General features: G+C 38.4%; 17 protein-coding genes. 11 read left to right on the plus strand and 6 right to left on the minus strand.

The genetic code is table 11. The features are described 5' to 3' along the window. Positions 1-39: 39 nt before the first annotated feature. Positions 40-423, minus strand: coding sequence for a DUF3144 domain-containing protein (locus F936_RS05980; protein WP_004643612.1), 384 nt, complete (start codon positions 421-423; stop codon positions 40-42). A gap of 103 nt (positions 424-526) precedes the next feature. Between F936_RS05980 and F936_RS05985 the strand changes: the two genes are divergently transcribed. Next, positions 527-1,159: a hypothetical protein gene (locus F936_RS05985; RefSeq protein WP_003650404.1), complete on the plus strand. Its 633-nt coding sequence runs from the start codon at positions 527-529 to the stop codon at positions 1,157-1,159. A gap of 35 nt (positions 1,160-1,194) precedes the next feature. On the opposite strand, the gene F936_RS05990 is transcribed toward F936_RS05985, so the two are convergent. Next, positions 1,195-2,658 (minus strand): CYTH and CHAD domain-containing protein, encoded by a 1,464-nt coding sequence (locus F936_RS05990; protein ID WP_005045930.1) that lies wholly within the window; start codon positions 2,656-2,658, stop codon positions 1,195-1,197. Between the two features lie 165 nt (positions 2,659-2,823). On the opposite strand from F936_RS05990, the gene F936_RS05995 reads away from it, so the two are divergent. The 6 genes from F936_RS05995 to rapA all read left to right on the plus strand — a co-directional run bounded on the left by F936_RS05995 (position 2,824) and on the right by rapA (position 9,796). Beyond that, the gene (locus F936_RS05995) at positions 2,824-3,207 is read left to right on the plus strand and encodes an Mpo1-like protein (protein WP_017390055.1); all 384 of its coding nucleotides are present in this window, start codon (positions 2,824-2,826) and stop codon (positions 3,205-3,207) included. Positions 3,208-3,323: 116 nt separating this feature from the next. Continuing rightward, a complete protein-coding gene (gene thiE, locus F936_RS06000; protein WP_005045934.1) occupies positions 3,324-3,935 on the plus strand; it encodes a thiamine phosphate synthase in 612 nt (203 codons plus the stop codon). Positions 3,936-3,977: 42 nt separating this feature from the next. Further along, positions 3,978-5,276, plus strand: a complete 1,299-nt coding sequence (gene hemL, locus F936_RS06005; protein ID WP_005045937.1) for a glutamate-1-semialdehyde 2,1-aminomutase — start codon at positions 3,978-3,980, stop codon at positions 5,274-5,276. Positions 5,277-5,337: 61 nt separating this feature from the next. Beyond that, positions 5,338-6,042 (plus strand): hypothetical protein, encoded by a 705-nt coding sequence (locus tag F936_RS06010; protein WP_005045939.1) that lies wholly within the window; start codon positions 5,338-5,340, stop codon positions 6,040-6,042. Between the two features lie 132 nt (positions 6,043-6,174). Beyond that, positions 6,175-6,813, plus strand: coding sequence for an RluA family pseudouridine synthase (locus F936_RS06015; protein WP_003650418.1), 639 nt, complete (start codon positions 6,175-6,177; stop codon positions 6,811-6,813). Positions 6,814-6,958: 145 nt separating this feature from the next. Continuing rightward, positions 6,959-9,796: an RNA polymerase-associated protein RapA gene (gene rapA / locus F936_RS06020; RefSeq protein ID WP_005045942.1), complete on the plus strand. Its 2,838-nt coding sequence runs from the start codon at positions 6,959-6,961 to the stop codon at positions 9,794-9,796. 57 nt (positions 9,797-9,853) lie between these two features. Here rapA and F936_RS06025 read toward each other — a convergent pair whose 3' ends face one another. Continuing rightward, positions 9,854-10,870, minus strand: coding sequence for an AI-2E family transporter (locus tag F936_RS06025; protein WP_005045944.1), 1,017 nt, complete (start codon positions 10,868-10,870; stop codon positions 9,854-9,856). Positions 10,871-11,036: 166 nt separating this feature from the next. Beyond that, a complete protein-coding gene (gene fabR, locus F936_RS06030; RefSeq protein ID WP_004643599.1) occupies positions 11,037-11,732 on the minus strand; it encodes an HTH-type transcriptional repressor FabR in 696 nt (231 codons plus the stop codon). Positions 11,733-11,873: 141 nt separating this feature from the next. Here fabR and F936_RS06035 point away from each other — a divergent pair, with 141 nt between their 5' ends. After that, positions 11,874-12,941 (plus strand): ferredoxin reductase, encoded by a 1,068-nt coding sequence (locus F936_RS06035; protein ID WP_005045946.1) that lies wholly within the window; start codon positions 11,874-11,876, stop codon positions 12,939-12,941. A gap of 12 nt (positions 12,942-12,953) precedes the next feature. Next, positions 12,954-14,048, plus strand: a complete 1,095-nt coding sequence (locus tag F936_RS06040; RefSeq protein ID WP_005045948.1) for a fatty acid desaturase family protein — start codon at positions 12,954-12,956, stop codon at positions 14,046-14,048. 35 nt (positions 14,049-14,083) lie between these two features. On the opposite strand, the gene F936_RS06045 is transcribed toward F936_RS06040, so the two are convergent. Next, complete coding sequence (locus F936_RS06045; protein WP_004643596.1) at positions 14,084-14,548, minus strand: hotdog fold domain-containing protein; 465 nt, start codon at positions 14,546-14,548, stop codon at positions 14,084-14,086. Positions 14,549-14,667: 119 nt separating this feature from the next. On the opposite strand from F936_RS06045, the gene F936_RS06050 reads away from it, so the two are divergent. After that, positions 14,668-15,291 (plus strand): TetR/AcrR family transcriptional regulator, encoded by a 624-nt coding sequence (locus F936_RS06050; protein ID WP_004643595.1) that lies wholly within the window; start codon positions 14,668-14,670, stop codon positions 15,289-15,291. 62 nt (positions 15,292-15,353) lie between these two features. Here F936_RS06050 and F936_RS06055 read toward each other — a convergent pair whose 3' ends face one another. Beyond that, positions 15,354-16,055, minus strand: a complete 702-nt coding sequence (locus tag F936_RS06055; RefSeq protein ID WP_004643594.1) for an SIMPL domain-containing protein — start codon at positions 16,053-16,055, stop codon at positions 15,354-15,356. Between the two features lie 466 nt (positions 16,056-16,521). Here F936_RS06055 and F936_RS06060 point away from each other — a divergent pair, with 466 nt between their 5' ends. After that, positions 16,522-17,895: a diaminobutyrate--2-oxoglutarate transaminase gene (locus tag F936_RS06060; protein ID WP_005045951.1), complete on the plus strand. Its 1,374-nt coding sequence runs from the start codon at positions 16,522-16,524 to the stop codon at positions 17,893-17,895.

Genomic DNA, 17,895 nt, shown 5'->3' on the forward strand with positions numbered 1-17,895 from the left:
CACTCAATTGTGGCTTTTTATTTGGGTTGTTAAATCATTTTAATGATCATGTTTATGCGCGTGAAAATCTTCATTTTTACGGAAACGTAAATAATTTTCGAACTGTTCACAATATTCATCGAAATTATCTTCAAGCATCATTTGAAATTGTTGCACAAGATAAGACATGACCTGATCTTTAGCATCACGCATTTCATCGCCATCTTTAAAGTTATTTGCCGCTACCCATGTGTTAAAACGGGCGCTAGCAAACAACATTGCTGCGCTTACTTGACCACGCAGCTCGGCTGGATCTGGTTTTTCACCTTTTGGCGGGCGACAAAAATCATTCGCTTGTTTGATAAATTCATCCGCACGCTCAAAGAAAACCGCATTTAAAGCTTCTTCTTCAGTAACATCTGTTGCATTGATCTTTTGAGACATGACTTATTCCCGCAAAAATAGAGTTGCTTATTATAGGCAAAGCCTTGCGGAAACAAAACCTTTGCCTTAGTCTGTAAATAGCCTAAGTATCGGGAGGTTTAATATGCAAGATGCAATTGCTATTCAAAGTTTAAAAACGGATATCGCTTTATTACGACAGCATATTTTCCCGCCTCAATATTTAGAACATGTGGAAGGGCTGCCGATCTATTATGGTTTACAACAAGAAGTCGAAATCTATTACCAACAATGGCAAGGTCTAATTGAAAGGGCACAAGAACTTTTTCAACCCTTTATGGAAGATGAATTACCAGATGCCATTCATTTGCCAAGTCATTTAAATTTACCCTTGTTCTTTTTTCATGTAGACCGAATTCGGATTAATAAAACACGTGCGAAAGAGTCTAAAACTTTCCGCGGCGTTGCAAGTCTTATTGAAAAATGTGGGCAGTTCGAAACAGACCAGATTTTTACGATGCAAGAATGGTTGCAGAGTGACGATACTGCTGCACTGGTGGCTCATCGTGAGTTTATCGATTTAAGAACCTATGTATTCCAACATGGCCAAAGTGAATATACCCGTTCACGTTTTTATACCAATGGTATTGTGTTAGGGGTTGAGCCACATTTTAAATTGGTCGATGCCCGTGATAAGCCAAGAAAGCAACGTAGTGATAGCTATAATGACCCATTAGCAGATAACGGTGTATGGAAAGTATTTGGTAAGTATAGATAAAAAGTCGCTGCACGTTTACAGCGACTTTTTATAAATTACCAGAACGTTTCAGCCTGACTAAAAGTTTGTAAAGCTTTGGCGGACCGCTTTTGTAAGTGAGGCTGTTTGGCTTTTACCCATCCTAGTGCAAACCAGAAAGACGAGTCATTTTCGACAGCTTTATTGAAAATACCTTCTGCAATAAATAAGTCGTTATATTGACCTAAGGTGTTTTGTACAGGTTGTAGCTGTTTTAAATATTGCTGTACTTTTTTGTCAGAATAAAGACTCGAAATAAACTCAACACAATAGCGTAACTGCTTAGCTGTCTTGCGTATTTTATGCTGTTCAGCAACTTCAAGTTCAGAGAAATGTTCAGCATTGCTGATCACTTTATGATGTAGCTTATCTAAACTCTTTTTAATATGTTTTTTTAACCCACCTGATTTGGACTTTGAATTTTCTTCAGAGTAGGCGAATGCTAATAAATCGAGTAATAGCTTAATCGTGTCCGAAGATATAAAGAGTATTGAGAGCTCTTTTAATGGCTGTGCTGAAACGGGTAGTAAAAGCTCAGGTGAACCGTGTTGCTTAATGATTGGTAACACCTCGGTGCGAATAGCATCTTCATCACGGGTGTCTCCAAGCTGGCGGAAAAGCTCAGCAATTTGTTCTTCCCAAAGAGGATTTACCTCGTTTGACCAGCTAGAAAAATGTTTAAGTGCGCTACGTAAACGGCGCAAACTTACACGTGCCTGATGAATATGTTCAGCTTCGGCAACTCCATCGGCAATTGCAGCCATATTTGGTAAAAATTGTCCTAAACAGTTTTCTACAATCTTTTTTAAGGCTTGTTCAGCAGTAATATCTTTATTTAATGTCAGGGCTTTGGCATGAACAGCGGCTGAAGCCGCTTGCCCCAGCGCTAATAAATTACCACGCTCGGCTTTACTTCTTACATCGAGCCAAAGGGTATAACGATTAATCCATTGCTGTGCAAACTGGATAAGTGTTTTAACTGCGCCTTGTTTAAGTTCAAATTCAACTTCGCAAATTATGCTTTGAGCAGTTGCAGTTTTTACGACACCGTCATCAAGGCAAACTTCAATCGCTGTATTGTCTGCTTCAAACACATGATAAGTGCGCTGTACATCAGTCTCAAATTGCAAACTTAATTTTTTAGCTTCTTTGCCTAGGGCTGTATTAAGTAAATCAGTCACTACTTTATTGTCTTGATATAACTCAAGGTTTAAGTCAGGTTCTTGATCACACGCACCTAAATGAATTTCTTCTTCAACACGGTGTAGATGGCTTTGACCTGCGGCTTTAAATGTTTGTACCCATTGATCATTTTCTTTACGCAAACGTAGTGCCATGCCATTTTTTGCAAGTAATCGATCAGGGGTGTCGTAATATTTTGCCTGTAGATGAATCTGCTGTGCTTTATGCTTTTTTAAGTATTGTTGAACAGTTTTTTTCTTCGATTCAGGTAACTGAAACTTAAGCTCAACTTCAACCATAATGTATCTCCCTGAATCAGTTATTTAAACTATCTTGAATGAGTATAATAGCTTAGTACTAAAAGTAATGGTTTTGATAGAGAAAGTTACAATCAAACATATGACGCTACACTTTTATTTCGGTATACAATCAGGTGACGTTTTGATCAAATAAAAATCAGGAAGATGATCGTGAATGCACCCATAAACTTTAATCATGAAGCTCAGCCAGAGTTTGAATTACCGATTAAAAATTATCAGGAATTTTATCGTTTTTACTTAACTGAACACCGTAACATTATGAGCAGACGCTTACATGTGGTGGGTAGTAGTATAGGCATATACTTTTTTTCTAAAGCCATTCGTAAAAAACAAGCCAAATATGTACTCTATGGTTTGGTAGCGGGTTACGCAAACGCTTGGGTTGGACATTTTGTGTTTGAAAAAAATAAACCTGCGAGTTTTAAGCAACCTTTCTATAGCTTTATTTCTGATTGGCGAATGCTATCTGATGTTGCACGTGGTCGTTTGAGTTTGACTGATCGCAAACACGATAAAATTCCGAGTTAATTTTTTATTTCTATTCTTAATAGACCGATTGGTACCGGTAAGCCCATATCAATCGGTACTTATGATGACCCATAAATCCGTTATACTAGCGAAGTTTTTTAAAGCAAGAGTAGAGTATGCGTGGTTTATATCTGATTACCAATGATGACCCAATCCAATTATTATTAGAAAAACTAGATGTCGCTCTCGCAACTAAACAGGTCGCAATTTTACAGTACCGCCGTAAAAAAATAGAAAAAACTGACCAACCTGCTGAAGTTGAGCAAATCAAATTATTGTGTGAAAAATACCAAGTTCCTTTTGTAATTAATGATGACCTAGAACTGGCTGCTCAGTTTGGTTTAGGTGTTCATTTAGGGCAAAGCGACGGTGAAATTACCGATGCAAAATCTCAGTTACCACAAAATGTCATTATTGGTCGCACTTGTTTGAACTCTTTAGAGCTTGCCCAAAAAGCAATTGCAGATGGTGCGACTTATATTGCATTTGGTGCTGTCTATGCGACCTCTACAAAACCTGAAGCAGGTAATGTGGGTATTGAAGTGATTAAGCAGGCAGCAGCTCAATATGATCTACCGATTTGTGCTATTGGCGGTTTAACCGTTGAAAACTCAAAACCTGTGATTGAGGCTGGGGCTGACCTGTGTGCCGTCATTAGTGATATATTAGGCCGATCAACTGCTGAAATTCCTGCCCGTGTACAGGCGTGGGCACAATTATTTTCTTAAGCTTTCAAAATTATTTTTTAGATATTTAAGACGAGCATTTCCATGAGTTTATCTCCAAAGCAAGAACAGTTATTTAAACAAGCCAGCAAACACATTCCAGGTGGTGTGAACTCTCCGGTACGTGCCTTTAATGGCGTTGGAGGAACACCTGTTTTCATCGAGAAAGCCAAAGGTGCATATTTGTGGGATGTGGATGGTAAGCGTTATGTTGACTATGTTGGTTCTTGGGGACCAATGATTTTGGGCCATGCTCATCCAGAAATTATTAAAGCAGTACAAACAGCCGCAGAAGATGGTTTAAGTTTTGGTGCACCGACCGTACACGAAACAACATTGGCAGATATTATCTGTGAAATCATGCCATCAATTGAATTGGTACGTATGACGAACTCTGGTACAGAAGCGACCATGACAGCTATTCGTTTAGCACGTGGGTACACTGGCCGTGACAAAATTGTGAAGTTTGAAGGTTGCTACCATGGGCACTCTGACTCACTTTTAGTAAAAGCAGGTTCGGGCTTACTCACTTTAGGTGAAGGTGAACCAACTTCAAAAGGTGTTCCAGTTGATTTTGCTAAACACACTTTAACGCTGCCATACAACGATATTGCTGCACTAAAAGAGTGTTTTGTTAAGTTCGGTCATGAAATTGCTGGTGTAATTATTGAGCCTGTCGCAGGTAACATGAATATGGTGAAACCAATTGATGGTTTCTTACAAGCCATTCGTGATGTGTGTGATGAATATAAATCTGTCTTTATTGTTGATGAAGTGATGACAGGTTTCCGTGTTGCTTTAGGTGGTGCTCAATCGGTTTATAACGTTAAACCTGATTTAACGACCTTAGGTAAAATTATTGGTGCTGGCTTACCGGTAGGTGCATTTGGCGGTAAACGCGAAATCATGGAATGTATCGCACCTTTAGGTGGCGTATACCAAGCAGGTACTTTATCTGGTAATCCACTCGCTATGCGTGCTGGTATTGAGATGTTCAAACATTTACGTCAACCAGACTTTTACAGCAACTTATCTGCTCAACTTGAAAAGTTACTTGCTGGTTTACAAGCAGCAGCTGATGAAGCGGGGATTCCATTTAAAACTCAGCAAGCTGGGGCAATGTTCGGGTTGTATTTTACCGATCAAGAAGACATTACAAGCTTCGACTCTATGTTGGCATGTGATATTGAAGCTTTCAAAAAGTTCTTCCATGGCATGTTAAAGCGTGGGGTAAACTTGGCACCGTCGGCATTTGAAGCAGGTTTTATTTCATCTGCTCATTCTGATGAAGATATCGAATATACGATTCAGGCTGCAAAAGAAACATTCGCTGAAATGAAGTAAGCAAAAAGGCCCGTTTAAAACGGGCTTTTTAATTTGAGCTATTTTTTATTTGTAGAGAACAATGTTTTATCCTTTACCTCGAAAAATCCAATTAGCAGCAAATACTTCAAATTGGTCAATTGAGTCTACGCAAAGTATTTTGCTCATGATTGGACTAAATGAACTTAAAGTTTTACCTGATTGGGCAGGGCAGCCATTAGCCGATCATTTAGAATTGCTAAGTAAAAGAGCACAGGCGCTCGAAATTCCAGTTATTTTTATTGAGACATCTCAGCTTCAGCAAACCATGTTGCAACTTGGTCAGCAACTATCACCAAATAGTAAAGCCCAAGTTGTGATGGCAGGCAATTTGTCACCTCTGTTTAAACAGGTCATGCAGCTTGTTTTATCTATTACCGATTATGTAGCTATTGTAAATGATGCGATCTTGGCGGCTAATCTAGAGCAGCATATTCAATGGGTTGAAAAGATCAGTCTTGACCATATAAAACATTTAAATACACAGAGCTTAATGCGCTTATGGTCTTTAAGTGCACCGTCTGAATATATTTTGTCGGATAAAGGAATTTTATTGGCCATTGCTGAACAGGTTGGGCGACATCCTATGGAAGTTCACCCTGAAATTGATTTACGAAATTATGGATTAAATCAATCTGCTGTGAATTATCTAGTCGACCTATGGCGTGCGAACGGTGCAAGCCTGAGCGCTGAAGAGATGATGCAAGCACCTACCTTGCAACATATTATGCAGTTATTGAAGCATTGACTCACCATAGACCCAACATGCGCCATAATATTTGCAAATTATGCTGTTAATTTACCCGAACGGCATTGTAATTCGGACGTAAGCTTTTTATTATTGCCCGCTTGTTTTTCATCTTACCTTGGGAATACAACTTTGAGTGATTTTCTAAGTGAACATCTGATCTATCGTGATGATGATTTTATGGTGATTCATAAACCTTCGGACATCTTGAGTGTTCCAGGTAAGGGTGATTTACATGATAGCGTTCTGACAAGGTTGGTTGCGATTGAGCCTAAAACTTTGCTCATTCACCGTCTAGATCGAGACACTTCAGGTATTTTGGTATTTGGTTTATCTAAGCGTGGTCAAAGTGCGATTGCACGCCAATTCCAAGACCGTCAGACTTCAAAAATATATGAAGCACTAGTTGCTGGTCATTTAGAGGGTGAGGGGACTGTAGATATTCCTGTTATCTATGATCCAAGTCGACCACCTTTACATATTGTCGATGCTTCTCACAATAAGCCTGCTTTAACCCATTGGCAGGTTCTAGAAAATTTTCAGATTCAGGGACAACCTGTAACGCGTGTGAAATTAACACCAATTACGGGTCGATCCCATCAACTCCGTGTACACATGCAATATCTTGGGCATCCAATTGTAGGTGACACGCTGTATGCAACACCGGAGCAGCAACTTGTTCCGCGTTTGTGTTTGCATGCTAAACAGTTAAGTTTTAATCATCCTGTCACAGCAGAAACATTAACTTTTGACTGTCCTGTACCGTTTTAATGTAAAAAATTTTAATGCGTGATTTTTTGTGGCAAAACGATTTAATTGGTTTTTGCTTCAAAATTTTGCTTTAAAGACTACATAAAAAGATGCAAAAATAAGCTAATTTGCATCGTACAATATGTAGTGCGAACTTGAGAGAAAGGTGGAAAAATTGCAGCAGTATGCTATTGGTCAACGTTGGCTATCAGACACAGAGACTGAGCTCGGTTTAGGTGTACTTATTGATGTAGATGAAAGATCTGTCAGCATTTTATTCCCCAAAAGTGATGAAACACGTGTATATGCACGTAATAACGCTCCACTATCTCGTATCATCTTTAACACAAATGATGAAGTTCAAGATCAAGAAGGCAAGAAGTGGATTGTTGAGTCTGTTGAAGACCGACATGGCGTTTTGCGTTACAACGTTGTTCGTACATTAGAAAATGGTGAACAAGATCGTAAAGCGCTGAATGAAACACGTATCGGTGCGCAAATTCAGTTGTCGAAACCTTTAGATCGTTTGCTTGCAAGTCAGGTTGATTATAAAGAGTGGTATGACCTGCGTATTGAAGCGATGCTTATGCAAGCACAAATGCAGAATAGCCCTTTACGTGGCATGATTGGAGCGCGTGTTGGTTTAATTCCACATCAGCTTTATATCGCACACGAAGTTGGTAAACGTTTTGCACCTCGTGTTTTACTTGCCGATGAAGTGGGCTTGGGTAAAACAATTGAAGCTGGCTTAATTATCCACCAACAGCTTAAAACCGGTCGCTCAGAACGAATTCTTATTTTAGTCCCTGATTCGCTACAGTATCAGTGGATGATTGAAATGCGCCGTCGTTTTAACTTGCAATTCTCTCTGTTTGATTTAACACGCACTGCATCTATTAAAGAACATGATCCAGAACTTAACCCATTCTTGACTGAGCAATGCATTATTGCCAGCGTTGATTTAATGGTTGACCATGATGATTTGCGCGAGCAAGCCATCGAAGCTGGGTTTGATTTGCTCGTGGTCGATGAAGCACATCATTTGATGTGGAGCGAAGAAGAAGGCGGTAATGATCGCTACGATTTAATTGAAGAGCTAGCTGAAAATACGGCTGGGGTATTGTTGCTTACTGCAACACCTGAACAGCTTGGTGTAGAAAGTCATTTTGCGCGTTTACGTTTACTTGATCCGCAGCGTTTTAGCAGTTTAGAGCGCTTCTTAGATGAAGAAACTCAGTACCAGCAGACTGCAAAAATTGCTGAAGTGCTGATGTCTGATCAACCTTTAGCTTCTGAGCATTTATCTGCTTTAGAGGGCTTGTTAGGGCATAGTATTGAAGACCAGCCTGAACAGCGTTTTAGAGCAATTCACGAATTATTAGACCGTCACGGTACTGGACGTATTTTATTCCGTAATACGCGTGAAGCAATTCAAGGTTTCCCAGGGCGTGATTGTCAGCCAGCACCATTACCAGCACCAGAAGATTGGTCAAAAGATGGAAAACTGCGTGAGCAGATGTGGCCTGAAGAAGCACACCTTGATGGTTCATGGATGCAAAATGACCCACGTGTGTTATGGGTAATGGAAGTTCTGCGCAAAGATCTCAAGCATAAAAAAGTGCTTTTAATTGCGCGTAGTGGGCCAGTTGTTGAAGCTTTAGAAAATGTGTTGCGTTTGCATGCAGGCATTCGTACTGCCATGTTCCATGAAGGCATGAGCTTACTTGAACGTGACCAAGCTGCTGCTTATTTTGCTGAAGAAAGCTATGGCGCACAAATTTTACTGTGTTCGGAAATTGGCTCTGAAGGCCGTAATTTCCAATTTGCTAGTGATCTAATTTTATTTGATCTACCAGCTAACCCAGATGTTTTAGAGCAACGTATTGGGCGTCTAGACCGTATTGGTCAAGAAAACCGAATCCAGATTCATGTGCCATATCTTGTGGGAACAGCTCAAGAACGTATGTTCCGTTGGTACAATGAAGCACTTAATATTTTCAGCAATATTTCGCCAACAGCACAAACGTTGCAAGAAAACTTTATTGTTGAATTAAAAGACTGTTTGCTTGCAGACCAAGGCCAAACATTTGAAGATTTGCTTGAAGAAGTAAATGTTCAACGTCAAGCCTTAGAAGCTGAACTTCAAGCAGGCCGAGATCGTTTACTTGAATATAACTCATGTCGTCCAATCGTGGCGCAAGAGATTGTTCAGGCTTTAGAAGATTATGATGACAACACAACGCTTCCGATGTTTGTGAAGCCTTTCATGTCATCAACCAATATCGACTTTGATGAGCAAAGTAACGGTACTGTGATTATTCGTCCAACAGACCAAATGCAAGTGCAAGGTTTGGCGCTAGACGAAGAAGGCATGACAGCAACGTTCTATCGTGATCAAGCACAGCTTCGTGAAGATGCCCAATATTTAACTTTAGAGCATCCATTCATTGAAAGTGTAATGGAAATGATCCGTACACAATCATTTGGTAGTACCAATGTTGCTGTACTCAAATCTAATGCGTTAAAGCAGGGTTCAGTATTAATTGAAGTGTGGTTTAAAGTCGATGTGGTGGCGCCTAAGGCGTTGAATCTACCATCGAGCTTACCTAAGCAATTAATTCGTGTGCTATTAAGCGAAAATGGTCAAGATTTGTCTGAGAAAATTGATCCGACTATCTTAAAACCATATTTACACCATTTAGATGGCAATAGCTGTCGTCAGGTGGTTAAAGCTCGCCGTGATATCATTGAGGAACGTTATAAACAAGCGTTAGATATCGCGAAAGTTGATTTGCCACAGCTTCAGCAGCAAGCAAAAGAACACTATGGTAATAAATGGCAATATGAAATTGACCGTTTAACCTATTTAAAACAGTTCAACCCAAGTATTCGTCAAGATGAAATTGAACGCTTACAAAAGTTGCAAAAAGAAGGCTTGAGCTTGCTTGATGGTTTAACTGTTACACCAGAAGCAATTCAAGTATTAGTTGTGGTTAAGCCATAATTAATCCAAAGTAAAAAAAGCGCCTAGAGGGCGCTTTTTTTATAGATCGATTTTGAACTATATTAGACCAGCATCTTTTAGTTCTAATTTTAAATATGCATAAAAAATTGGAGCAGCGATTAAACCACTTAAACCAAAAATTGATTCAAAAACCAGCATTGCCAATAAAATTTCCCATGCATTTGCATTGATTTTATGACCAATAATTTTAGCGTTAACAAAATATTCAAGTTTATGAACCAGAACGAGATAAAGTAATGCAATGCCTGCTAGCCCAAGCGAAATAGTAAGGGCAGCAATGAACGTTAATGTATTGGAAATAAGATTACCTAAAATTGGAATCAGTCCAAACATAAAGGTCAAAATAGTGAGAGTTTTGGCAAAAGGAAGGTGGACTCCCCAAAGCGGTAATAAAATAAAAGCGAATAAAATAAAGAGCAGGGTATTAATGGCTGAAATTTGTATTTGTGCAAAAACAACGTTTTTAAATGAAATTGATAATTTTTGAATACGTTGGATGAGGAGTGACTTAAAAACAGGCTGAGGGGTTCGGCGGTGAAAACCATGTATTGCCACCAAAATCCCAATGATCAATCCCATCACCATAGTCACGAAGTTATGCAAAATATCAGAACTGGCATTTTTTAATGTGGTCACGTTATCTTTCATAAATGCAAAGATTTCGTCTTTTAAATCTGTAACGCTATCGGGAATATAACCCGGAAGATATTTGCTAATTTCAGCTTGTAAATGCAGTAGGGTTTGATCAACTTTTGTATTAATACTATGTAATCCGACACCTTTTAAATCATATACAACAAAGCTAATCAGACTCGTAATGAAAAAACCAATAAGTGAAATAGTAACAATACTTAATAAAATACTAATAAAAATACGGGCTCTTTGACCATCAATATAACGTTCTACAACCGAGCTTAAGCTAATAATAATTTCATAAATAAGAAAGCCTGCAAAAAAACTTGCTAATAGGTGTAATGGGATAACCGAAAGCAAAAAGATGCCCATAAGAATGTAGCTTGCAATCAGGCTTTGACGATTATTCAAATTTTGCATGTTGATCCCTGAGATCGTTGGGAATATAGGAGAAAGAAAAAATGGGGTAATTATTTATACTCTCGCAAGCTATTCGCTTCAATCGATGAATTATATTTTTATTGGAAAATAGAGGAGTTAGATGTAAAAATGGCCTGTTCATCAACAAGCCATTCATTAGATAATTTTAACGAATTTTTGCTTCATCCAAATGACGTGCACCCTCTAAAATCATTCGAATCATAATCATGGTCTGTTCGGCAAGTTCTGACCTTTGCTCAATAGGAAGGTCAATCGCTTTTGCCCCCATGTGAAACACAAGTTGAGTAATTGCTTTTGCAACAAGTTCAGGGTGGTAGAGATGATTGTTATTTAAGCGCTCCAGCCGAATTAAATCTTCTTGTAACTCTTGTTGAAAGAAGTTTAATTGACGTTCAACTGCGGCTTTATAAGAGGCAGAGCCTGTAAAGCCTTCACGTAGCAACAAACTTAAGTTACCTTCATCAGCATCGAGCTGCTGAAGAAAAATATCGACAGAACTACGAATAATACTTTCTTGTAAGGATGCGCGTAGGCGAGCGTGGCGAATAATTTTACGTAACACAATACCAGCACGGTCAATTAAAGAAATCGCTAACTCATCAATATCTTTAAAATGGCGATAGAAACTATTTGGCGCAATTCCGGCCTCTCGTGCTACTTCGCGTAAACTTAATGAAGCAATACTCTTTTGTGGACCAATAAGATTCAGAGCGGCCTGAAAAAGTTCTTCTTTAGTAATCGTCGCTTTTCTTCCTACAGAACGCGTAGCTGTTTTAATTTCAATGACATCTTGTTGTCGAGGTGTGTCATTCAGGCTCTGAGAAAGTGAAGATTGGGTCATGCTGTTCAATATATTTATAAACTGTCAGGATTATAGCCTTAAGAAGGTGAACTTGTGAAATTGTAATTAAAAGTACAGGTGTATATACAAATATATATACATGTGTATAATAATTAGAAAAGAGCGACAGAGCCTCCAGCTATGCAAGTAATCGAAAAGAGAAATTCTCTATTCAATTCATTGACACAAGCCATCTTTGATAAAGAAATGGCTAACTTTTGGCTACAAAAAGTTAATCCTTTATGGTCTGTAAAACATGGGCTTGTTCAAATTGTAAAAAAAGAATTTGTCGCTCATGACATGGTGAGTCTTACACTAAAATGTAACCGTTTAGTGAAAATAGGTGTTGCTGGTCAGCATCATCCTGTCATTGTTGAAATTGCTGGTCGTCGTTATGAACGTACTTATAGCTTGACGCAAATTGACGAACAGCATTTACGTTTAACGATTAAAAAAGTGGCTGATGGTATTGTCAGTAACTGGTTTATGACTGAAAGCCAAATTGGTGATGTTTTTGAGCTTGGTCAACCTTATGGCGACATGCAACAAAATATCAAAACGCCAAAATTAATTATGCTGGCTGCGGGTAGTGGTATTACCCCAATGTTGAGCTTAATCACTGCAATTAAACAGAGTCAGCAGTTAGATAAAGTTCAAGTACAACTTTTATATTGGGTAAAGCAACGCTCAGATGCAGCTTTTATTGAATATTTTGAACAAGTTGCACAGCAATTCCCAAATTTTAGTTATCAGATTTTTTATACACAAGAAACACCAAATGATGAGCGTTTAAATGCAGAGCATTTAGCATTAGTAGACGATTTAGAAAACAGCACCGTATATGCGTGTGGGCCTTCAGGTTTTGTTTCGACAGTGGAACAGCTTTTTGAAAAAGCACCGACTGTATTAACAGAAGCTTTTAGCCTAACTCGTGATAGTACGGCTGAAGTTGGTTATGTAAATGTCACATTAACCCAGTCTAATAAGGTCATTGCAATTCCAAAAGGCGAATCAATTTTGGTGAGTCTGGAACATGAAGGCCTTAAGCCAACACATGGTTGCCGTATGGGAATTTGTAATAAGTGCGTTTGTAGTAAAGCCCAAGGGTCTACACGTAACTTACTCAATGGTAGCGAAAATACCGAACCAAGCCAATTACTCAAAATTTGTGTGAACTCCGCACAATCTGATCTAGTTATTGATCTTTAAGAGAGAACTTTTATGAATATGCCAGTGAAAGTCGAATATTTTAAAAATCCTAAAAATCGAGATTTGACGCCTGCAGAACTTGACGCATTTGCAAAAGAGCTCGATCAGATCAAACAAGAAGTATTGGATGATTTAGGTGAGAAAGATGCAAAATATATCCGCCGCGTCTATGCAGCAGTTCGCTATAGTAGTTTTTTAGGCCGAGCATGTTTGTTTGCAGGTTGGTTCCCACCAGCATGGGTTTTAGGAACAGGTCTGTTAGGCTTTTCTAAAATTATGGAAAACATGGAACTTGGTCATAACGTTATGCATGGCCAATACGACTGGATGAACGATCCTAAATTTAATGGTCAAACTTACGAATGGGATATCGTTGGTACTTCTGATAACTGGCGTCAAACTCATAACTATAAACATCACACTTATACCAACATTAAAGGTATAGATGATGATATTGGTTATGGTTTGCTTCGCTTATTCCCAGAACAACGTTGGAAACCAGGTTTCTTGTTTCAACCGGTTTATAGCATTCCATTTTGTTTGTTGTTCCAATGGGGCGTAGCCATTCAGAATCTTGAAATTGGTCGTGTTCTCTACAAACGTAAGACCAAGGCAAAATTCTTGGAAGAGTTAAAACCTGTTAATAAAAAGATTGGTACTCAGCTCTTCAAAGATTACGTTTTTTTCCCATTAATTGCAGGCCCAGCAGCTTTACCTGTATTTACAGGAAATCTGGTTGCGAATGGTCTTCGTAATATTTGGACATTTACGATTATTTTCTGTGGTCACTTTACAAAAGATGCAGAAGTATTTCCAAAGTCTGTTTTACAGGACGAAAGCCGTGGCCATTGGTATATGCGCCAGATTCGTGGTTCTTCAAACTTAAAAGGTTCAGAAGCACTACATATCTTAAGCGGACATTTGAGCCATCAGATTGAGCATCATTTATATCCTGATGTTCCGGCACGCCGTTATCGCCAAATGGCTCCAAAAGTTGAAGCTGTATGTAAAAAATATGGTCTGAACTATAACAACGCTAGTTTGACCAAACAGTTTGGTCAGGTGGTTGGCCGTATCTTGAAATATGCCTTACCATTTAAAAAATAAATAAAAAAAGCCCTGATCAGTTCAGGGCTTTTTTATTACTTCTTTTTAGAAATCCACATGGTAATCGTAGCTTGGAAGACTTTCTCTTTCTGAGAATCAAAGACTTCTACATTCACTAAATATTCTCCAGCTTTATCCCAGTCATAATTTTTTTCTACAGGCGTTGCAATTGCAATTAAGTCTGTTTCTGCCTTTTTTAAATATTCGACAGTCATACCTTTGGGAATCCAGCGATGTGTGGAAGGCACCGTAACTTCTGTCATTGTGCCACCTGCAAGTTCAGCCATATTACACATCGCAATCGCATGAACTGTTCCAATATGGTTGAGAACAGAACGTTTTTTCTTAATCGCTATTTCACAATAATTAGGTTTTAAATCGATAAAGAGCGGTGAAATACTGCCGAAATAAGGTGCTTTTAAACATAGCATGCGTGAGAAAGTCCATTTTCCTTTGGGGAAAGTAGACACTTTGTTCCAAAGTTCTAAAGTAGTTGCCATGGTTTAAAGCTCCATTATTAATAAAAACAGAATTTTGTTCTGTTAAAGAATATAATTCTGTTTACAAAAGCGAGTCAAGTCATTCAGAATATCTCCGATAACTGGTTAGGGAACAAACGATGAAATCTGCACAAGAGCTATTAGAACGTTTATATCCAGGCAGAAGGGCTGCTTTAAAAAGACAGATTTTATTAGATGCTTTGTCTTGTTTCTTAGAAAATGGAATTGAAACCACAAGCATTGAAATGATTCGTGCGAAGTCTGACAGTAGTGTAGGGGCTATTTATCATCACTTTAAAAATAAAGAAGGGATTGTTGCGACTCTATTCTTTGCAGCTTTAGATGACCAAGCTGCACGAAGAGATGACTATCTGGAGGGCACAGAATCCCTTCAAGAGGTTTTATATGCTTTTATTCATAGTTACATTGATTGGGTAAGTGAACAGCCAGAGTTTGCTAAATTTTTAATATCTGCTCGTTTTAGTGTGATGCAAGGTGAAGACCAAGAACGTCTTGTTCAGAAAAATAAATCAAGAAATCAAAAGATCTTTAGCGAAATTTCAAATTATGCAGATTCTGAGTTTTTAAAATCTATACCTCATGAGCTATTACTTTCATTGGTGATTGGGTCTACAGAAAATTATTGCCGTGCGTGGTTATCACAACGTGTTCCTTCCAACCCTAAAATTTATAAAGATATTTTGGCAAAAGCTGCTTGGGATTCTTTGCAAAATTTGAGTTGAATATCTTGATCAGTAATAAAAAAAGCCGCATGAAAGATGCGGCTTTTTTTGATGAAAAGAAATTATTTAAATTGAATTGAACCGTTTGCATTTACAGTAATTTTAGATTCACCAGCCGCCATGTCTTGAGCAGGAGCCGCTTCGGCAGTAGCAAACTTAGCCATGCTGGCACGCATTACAGGCTGCGGGAAATAGTTGTTAGTGTTTAAGTTTAAGTTAACGAGCGTGTATTGGCTTTTATTCCATGCTTGCGTCAACATTTGAGCACGTTGTTGAAAGTTTTTAGAAGCTTCGATCATCAACTCGTTTTCAACTTTTTTACGTTGTTCATCTGAAACTGTAAAATTAATTGATTGAGTTTGGAAGCCTTGCTGTAATTCATTTACTAACTGGCTTGCTGCTTTAAAGTCTTTACTTTCAAGACGAATTTCAGCGCGGCCTCGCCATTCTTTTAGCTTGTTACTATCGTTATCATAAATTGGGTAAGTGCTTTGAGCACCTGTTTCCACTTTTACTTGCGGATATTTACGGGAAACGGCAAGTGCCTGATTCATGAGTTGATTAATTTGATTTGAAAGTTCAGCTGGTTGTTTGTTACTTTTTTCAATATATAAAGTTGCATGCATTTCATCATTAGAAACTTGACGAGAAGCTTCAGCTTGTACATTCACAATATTATAGTTCAAAGCATTATCATCCTGAGCAAAAACTAAAGGGCTAAGGAGAGAACCTAAAAGAAGGGTTGAGACAGCTAAAGTACGCATAATTTTTTCCTTTAAAAATTAATATAAATTTAATTTTTTTCATTAAGAAATGTTAAACATAAGTTATGCATAACTTTTGCAGATTTTGTGGCGTATTTGTAATATTTAGATCAGGTTTTTTAAATTTTGGTAAATATAAATTCTTTTAAAAACAAAGTTCTAAAATTAAAGTGTGTCAATGTAACTTAAAAAATCAAAGTAAGATAAAAAAAGAATATTTTCTTTAGGTTGTCACATAGTATGATGATAATTCATCTTAACTATTGGGATGATACATTTTTTCAATAAGATTAGATGAGTAAAGTACATAAAAGACGTTTTTTTTCTTGTAAAATTAGGTATCATCGCGCTCCTAGTTACAAGATATAAAATAAGTGTCTTTACTAGTTCTATAAAGCACCGAGTCAAAGGACCCATCGTCACCAGACTTATTTCTTTCTACCCCTATCAGAGATGGTAATCCGATATGAGCGTTACTTCCGTTAACCCTGCCACTAATGCTACTAACGAATATTATTTGACTCGCCAAAGTCAAATGGAATCAAATGTTCGTAGCTATCCACGTAAATTACCGTTAGCGATAGCGAAAGCACAAGGATGCTGGGTTACTGATGTTGAAGGTACACAGTACCTTGATTGTTTAGCTGGGGCAGGTACATTGGCTTTAGGTCATAATCATCCTGCGGTGATTCAAAGTATTCAAGATACATTGGCAAGTGGTTTGCCATTGCATACTTTAGACTTAACCACACCTTTAAAAGATGCATTCACTGAAGCATTGTTAGCATATTTACCTGGTGGTAAAGAAGAATATTGCTTGCAGTTCTGTGGTCCTGCTGGTGCAGACGCAACTGAAGCAGCAATTAAACTTGCTAAGACTTACACTGGCCGTAGTTCAGTGATCAGTTTCTCTGGCGGTTATCATGGTATGACCCATGGTGCACTTGCTATGACTGGTAATTTAAGTGCGAAAAATGCAGTTAACGGTTTAATGCCAGGCGTACAATTCATGCCATATCCGCATGAATACCGCTGCCCACTTGGTTTAGGTGGTGAAGCTGGCGTTGACGCTTTAACTTACTACTTCGAAAACTTTATCGAAGATGTTGAAAGCGGTGTAACAAAACCGGCTGCTGTTATTCTTGAAGCGATTCAAGGTGAAGGCGGCGTAGTTACAGCTCCAGTAAAATGGTTGCAAAAAATCCGTGAAGTGACTGAAAAGCACAACATCGTTTTAATTTTAGACGAAGTTCAAGCTGGCTTTGCACGTTCAGGCAAAATGTTTGCATTTGAACACGCAGGTATTGAACCTGATGTTGTTGTAATGTCTAAAGCAGTAGGTGGTGGTTTACCACTTGCAGTATTAGGTATTAAACGTAAATTTGATGCTTGGCAGCCTGCAGGTCACACAGGTACTTTCCGTGGTAACCAACTTGCTATGGGTACAGGCCTTGTCGTATTAAAAACGATTACTGAACAAAATCTTGCTCAAAATGCGCAAGAACGTGGTGATTATCTACAAGCTGAATTTAAAAAATTGGCTCAAGAATTCCCATGTATTGGTAACGTACGTGGCCGTGGTTTAATGATCAGTGTTGAGATTGTTGACGAGCGTAAACAAGCTGACCGTATTGGTTCGCTTCCTGCGGATTCACAATTAGCTGCTGCAATTCAAACTGCTTGTTTCAACAATAAACTATTGCTTGAAAAAGGTGGCCGTAACGGTACAGTAATTCGTTTACTTTGCCCGCTTATCATCACTCAAGAAGAGTGTGTTGAAGTAGTTGCTCGCTTTAAGAAAGCAATTGCAGAAGCATTGGTTGCAGTACGAGGCGCATAA

The sequence above is a fragment of the Acinetobacter calcoaceticus DSM 30006 = CIP 81.8 genome, from assembly GCF_000368965.1.
In the GTDB taxonomy this organism is placed as follows: Bacteria; Pseudomonadota; Gammaproteobacteria; order Pseudomonadales; family Moraxellaceae; genus Acinetobacter; species Acinetobacter calcoaceticus.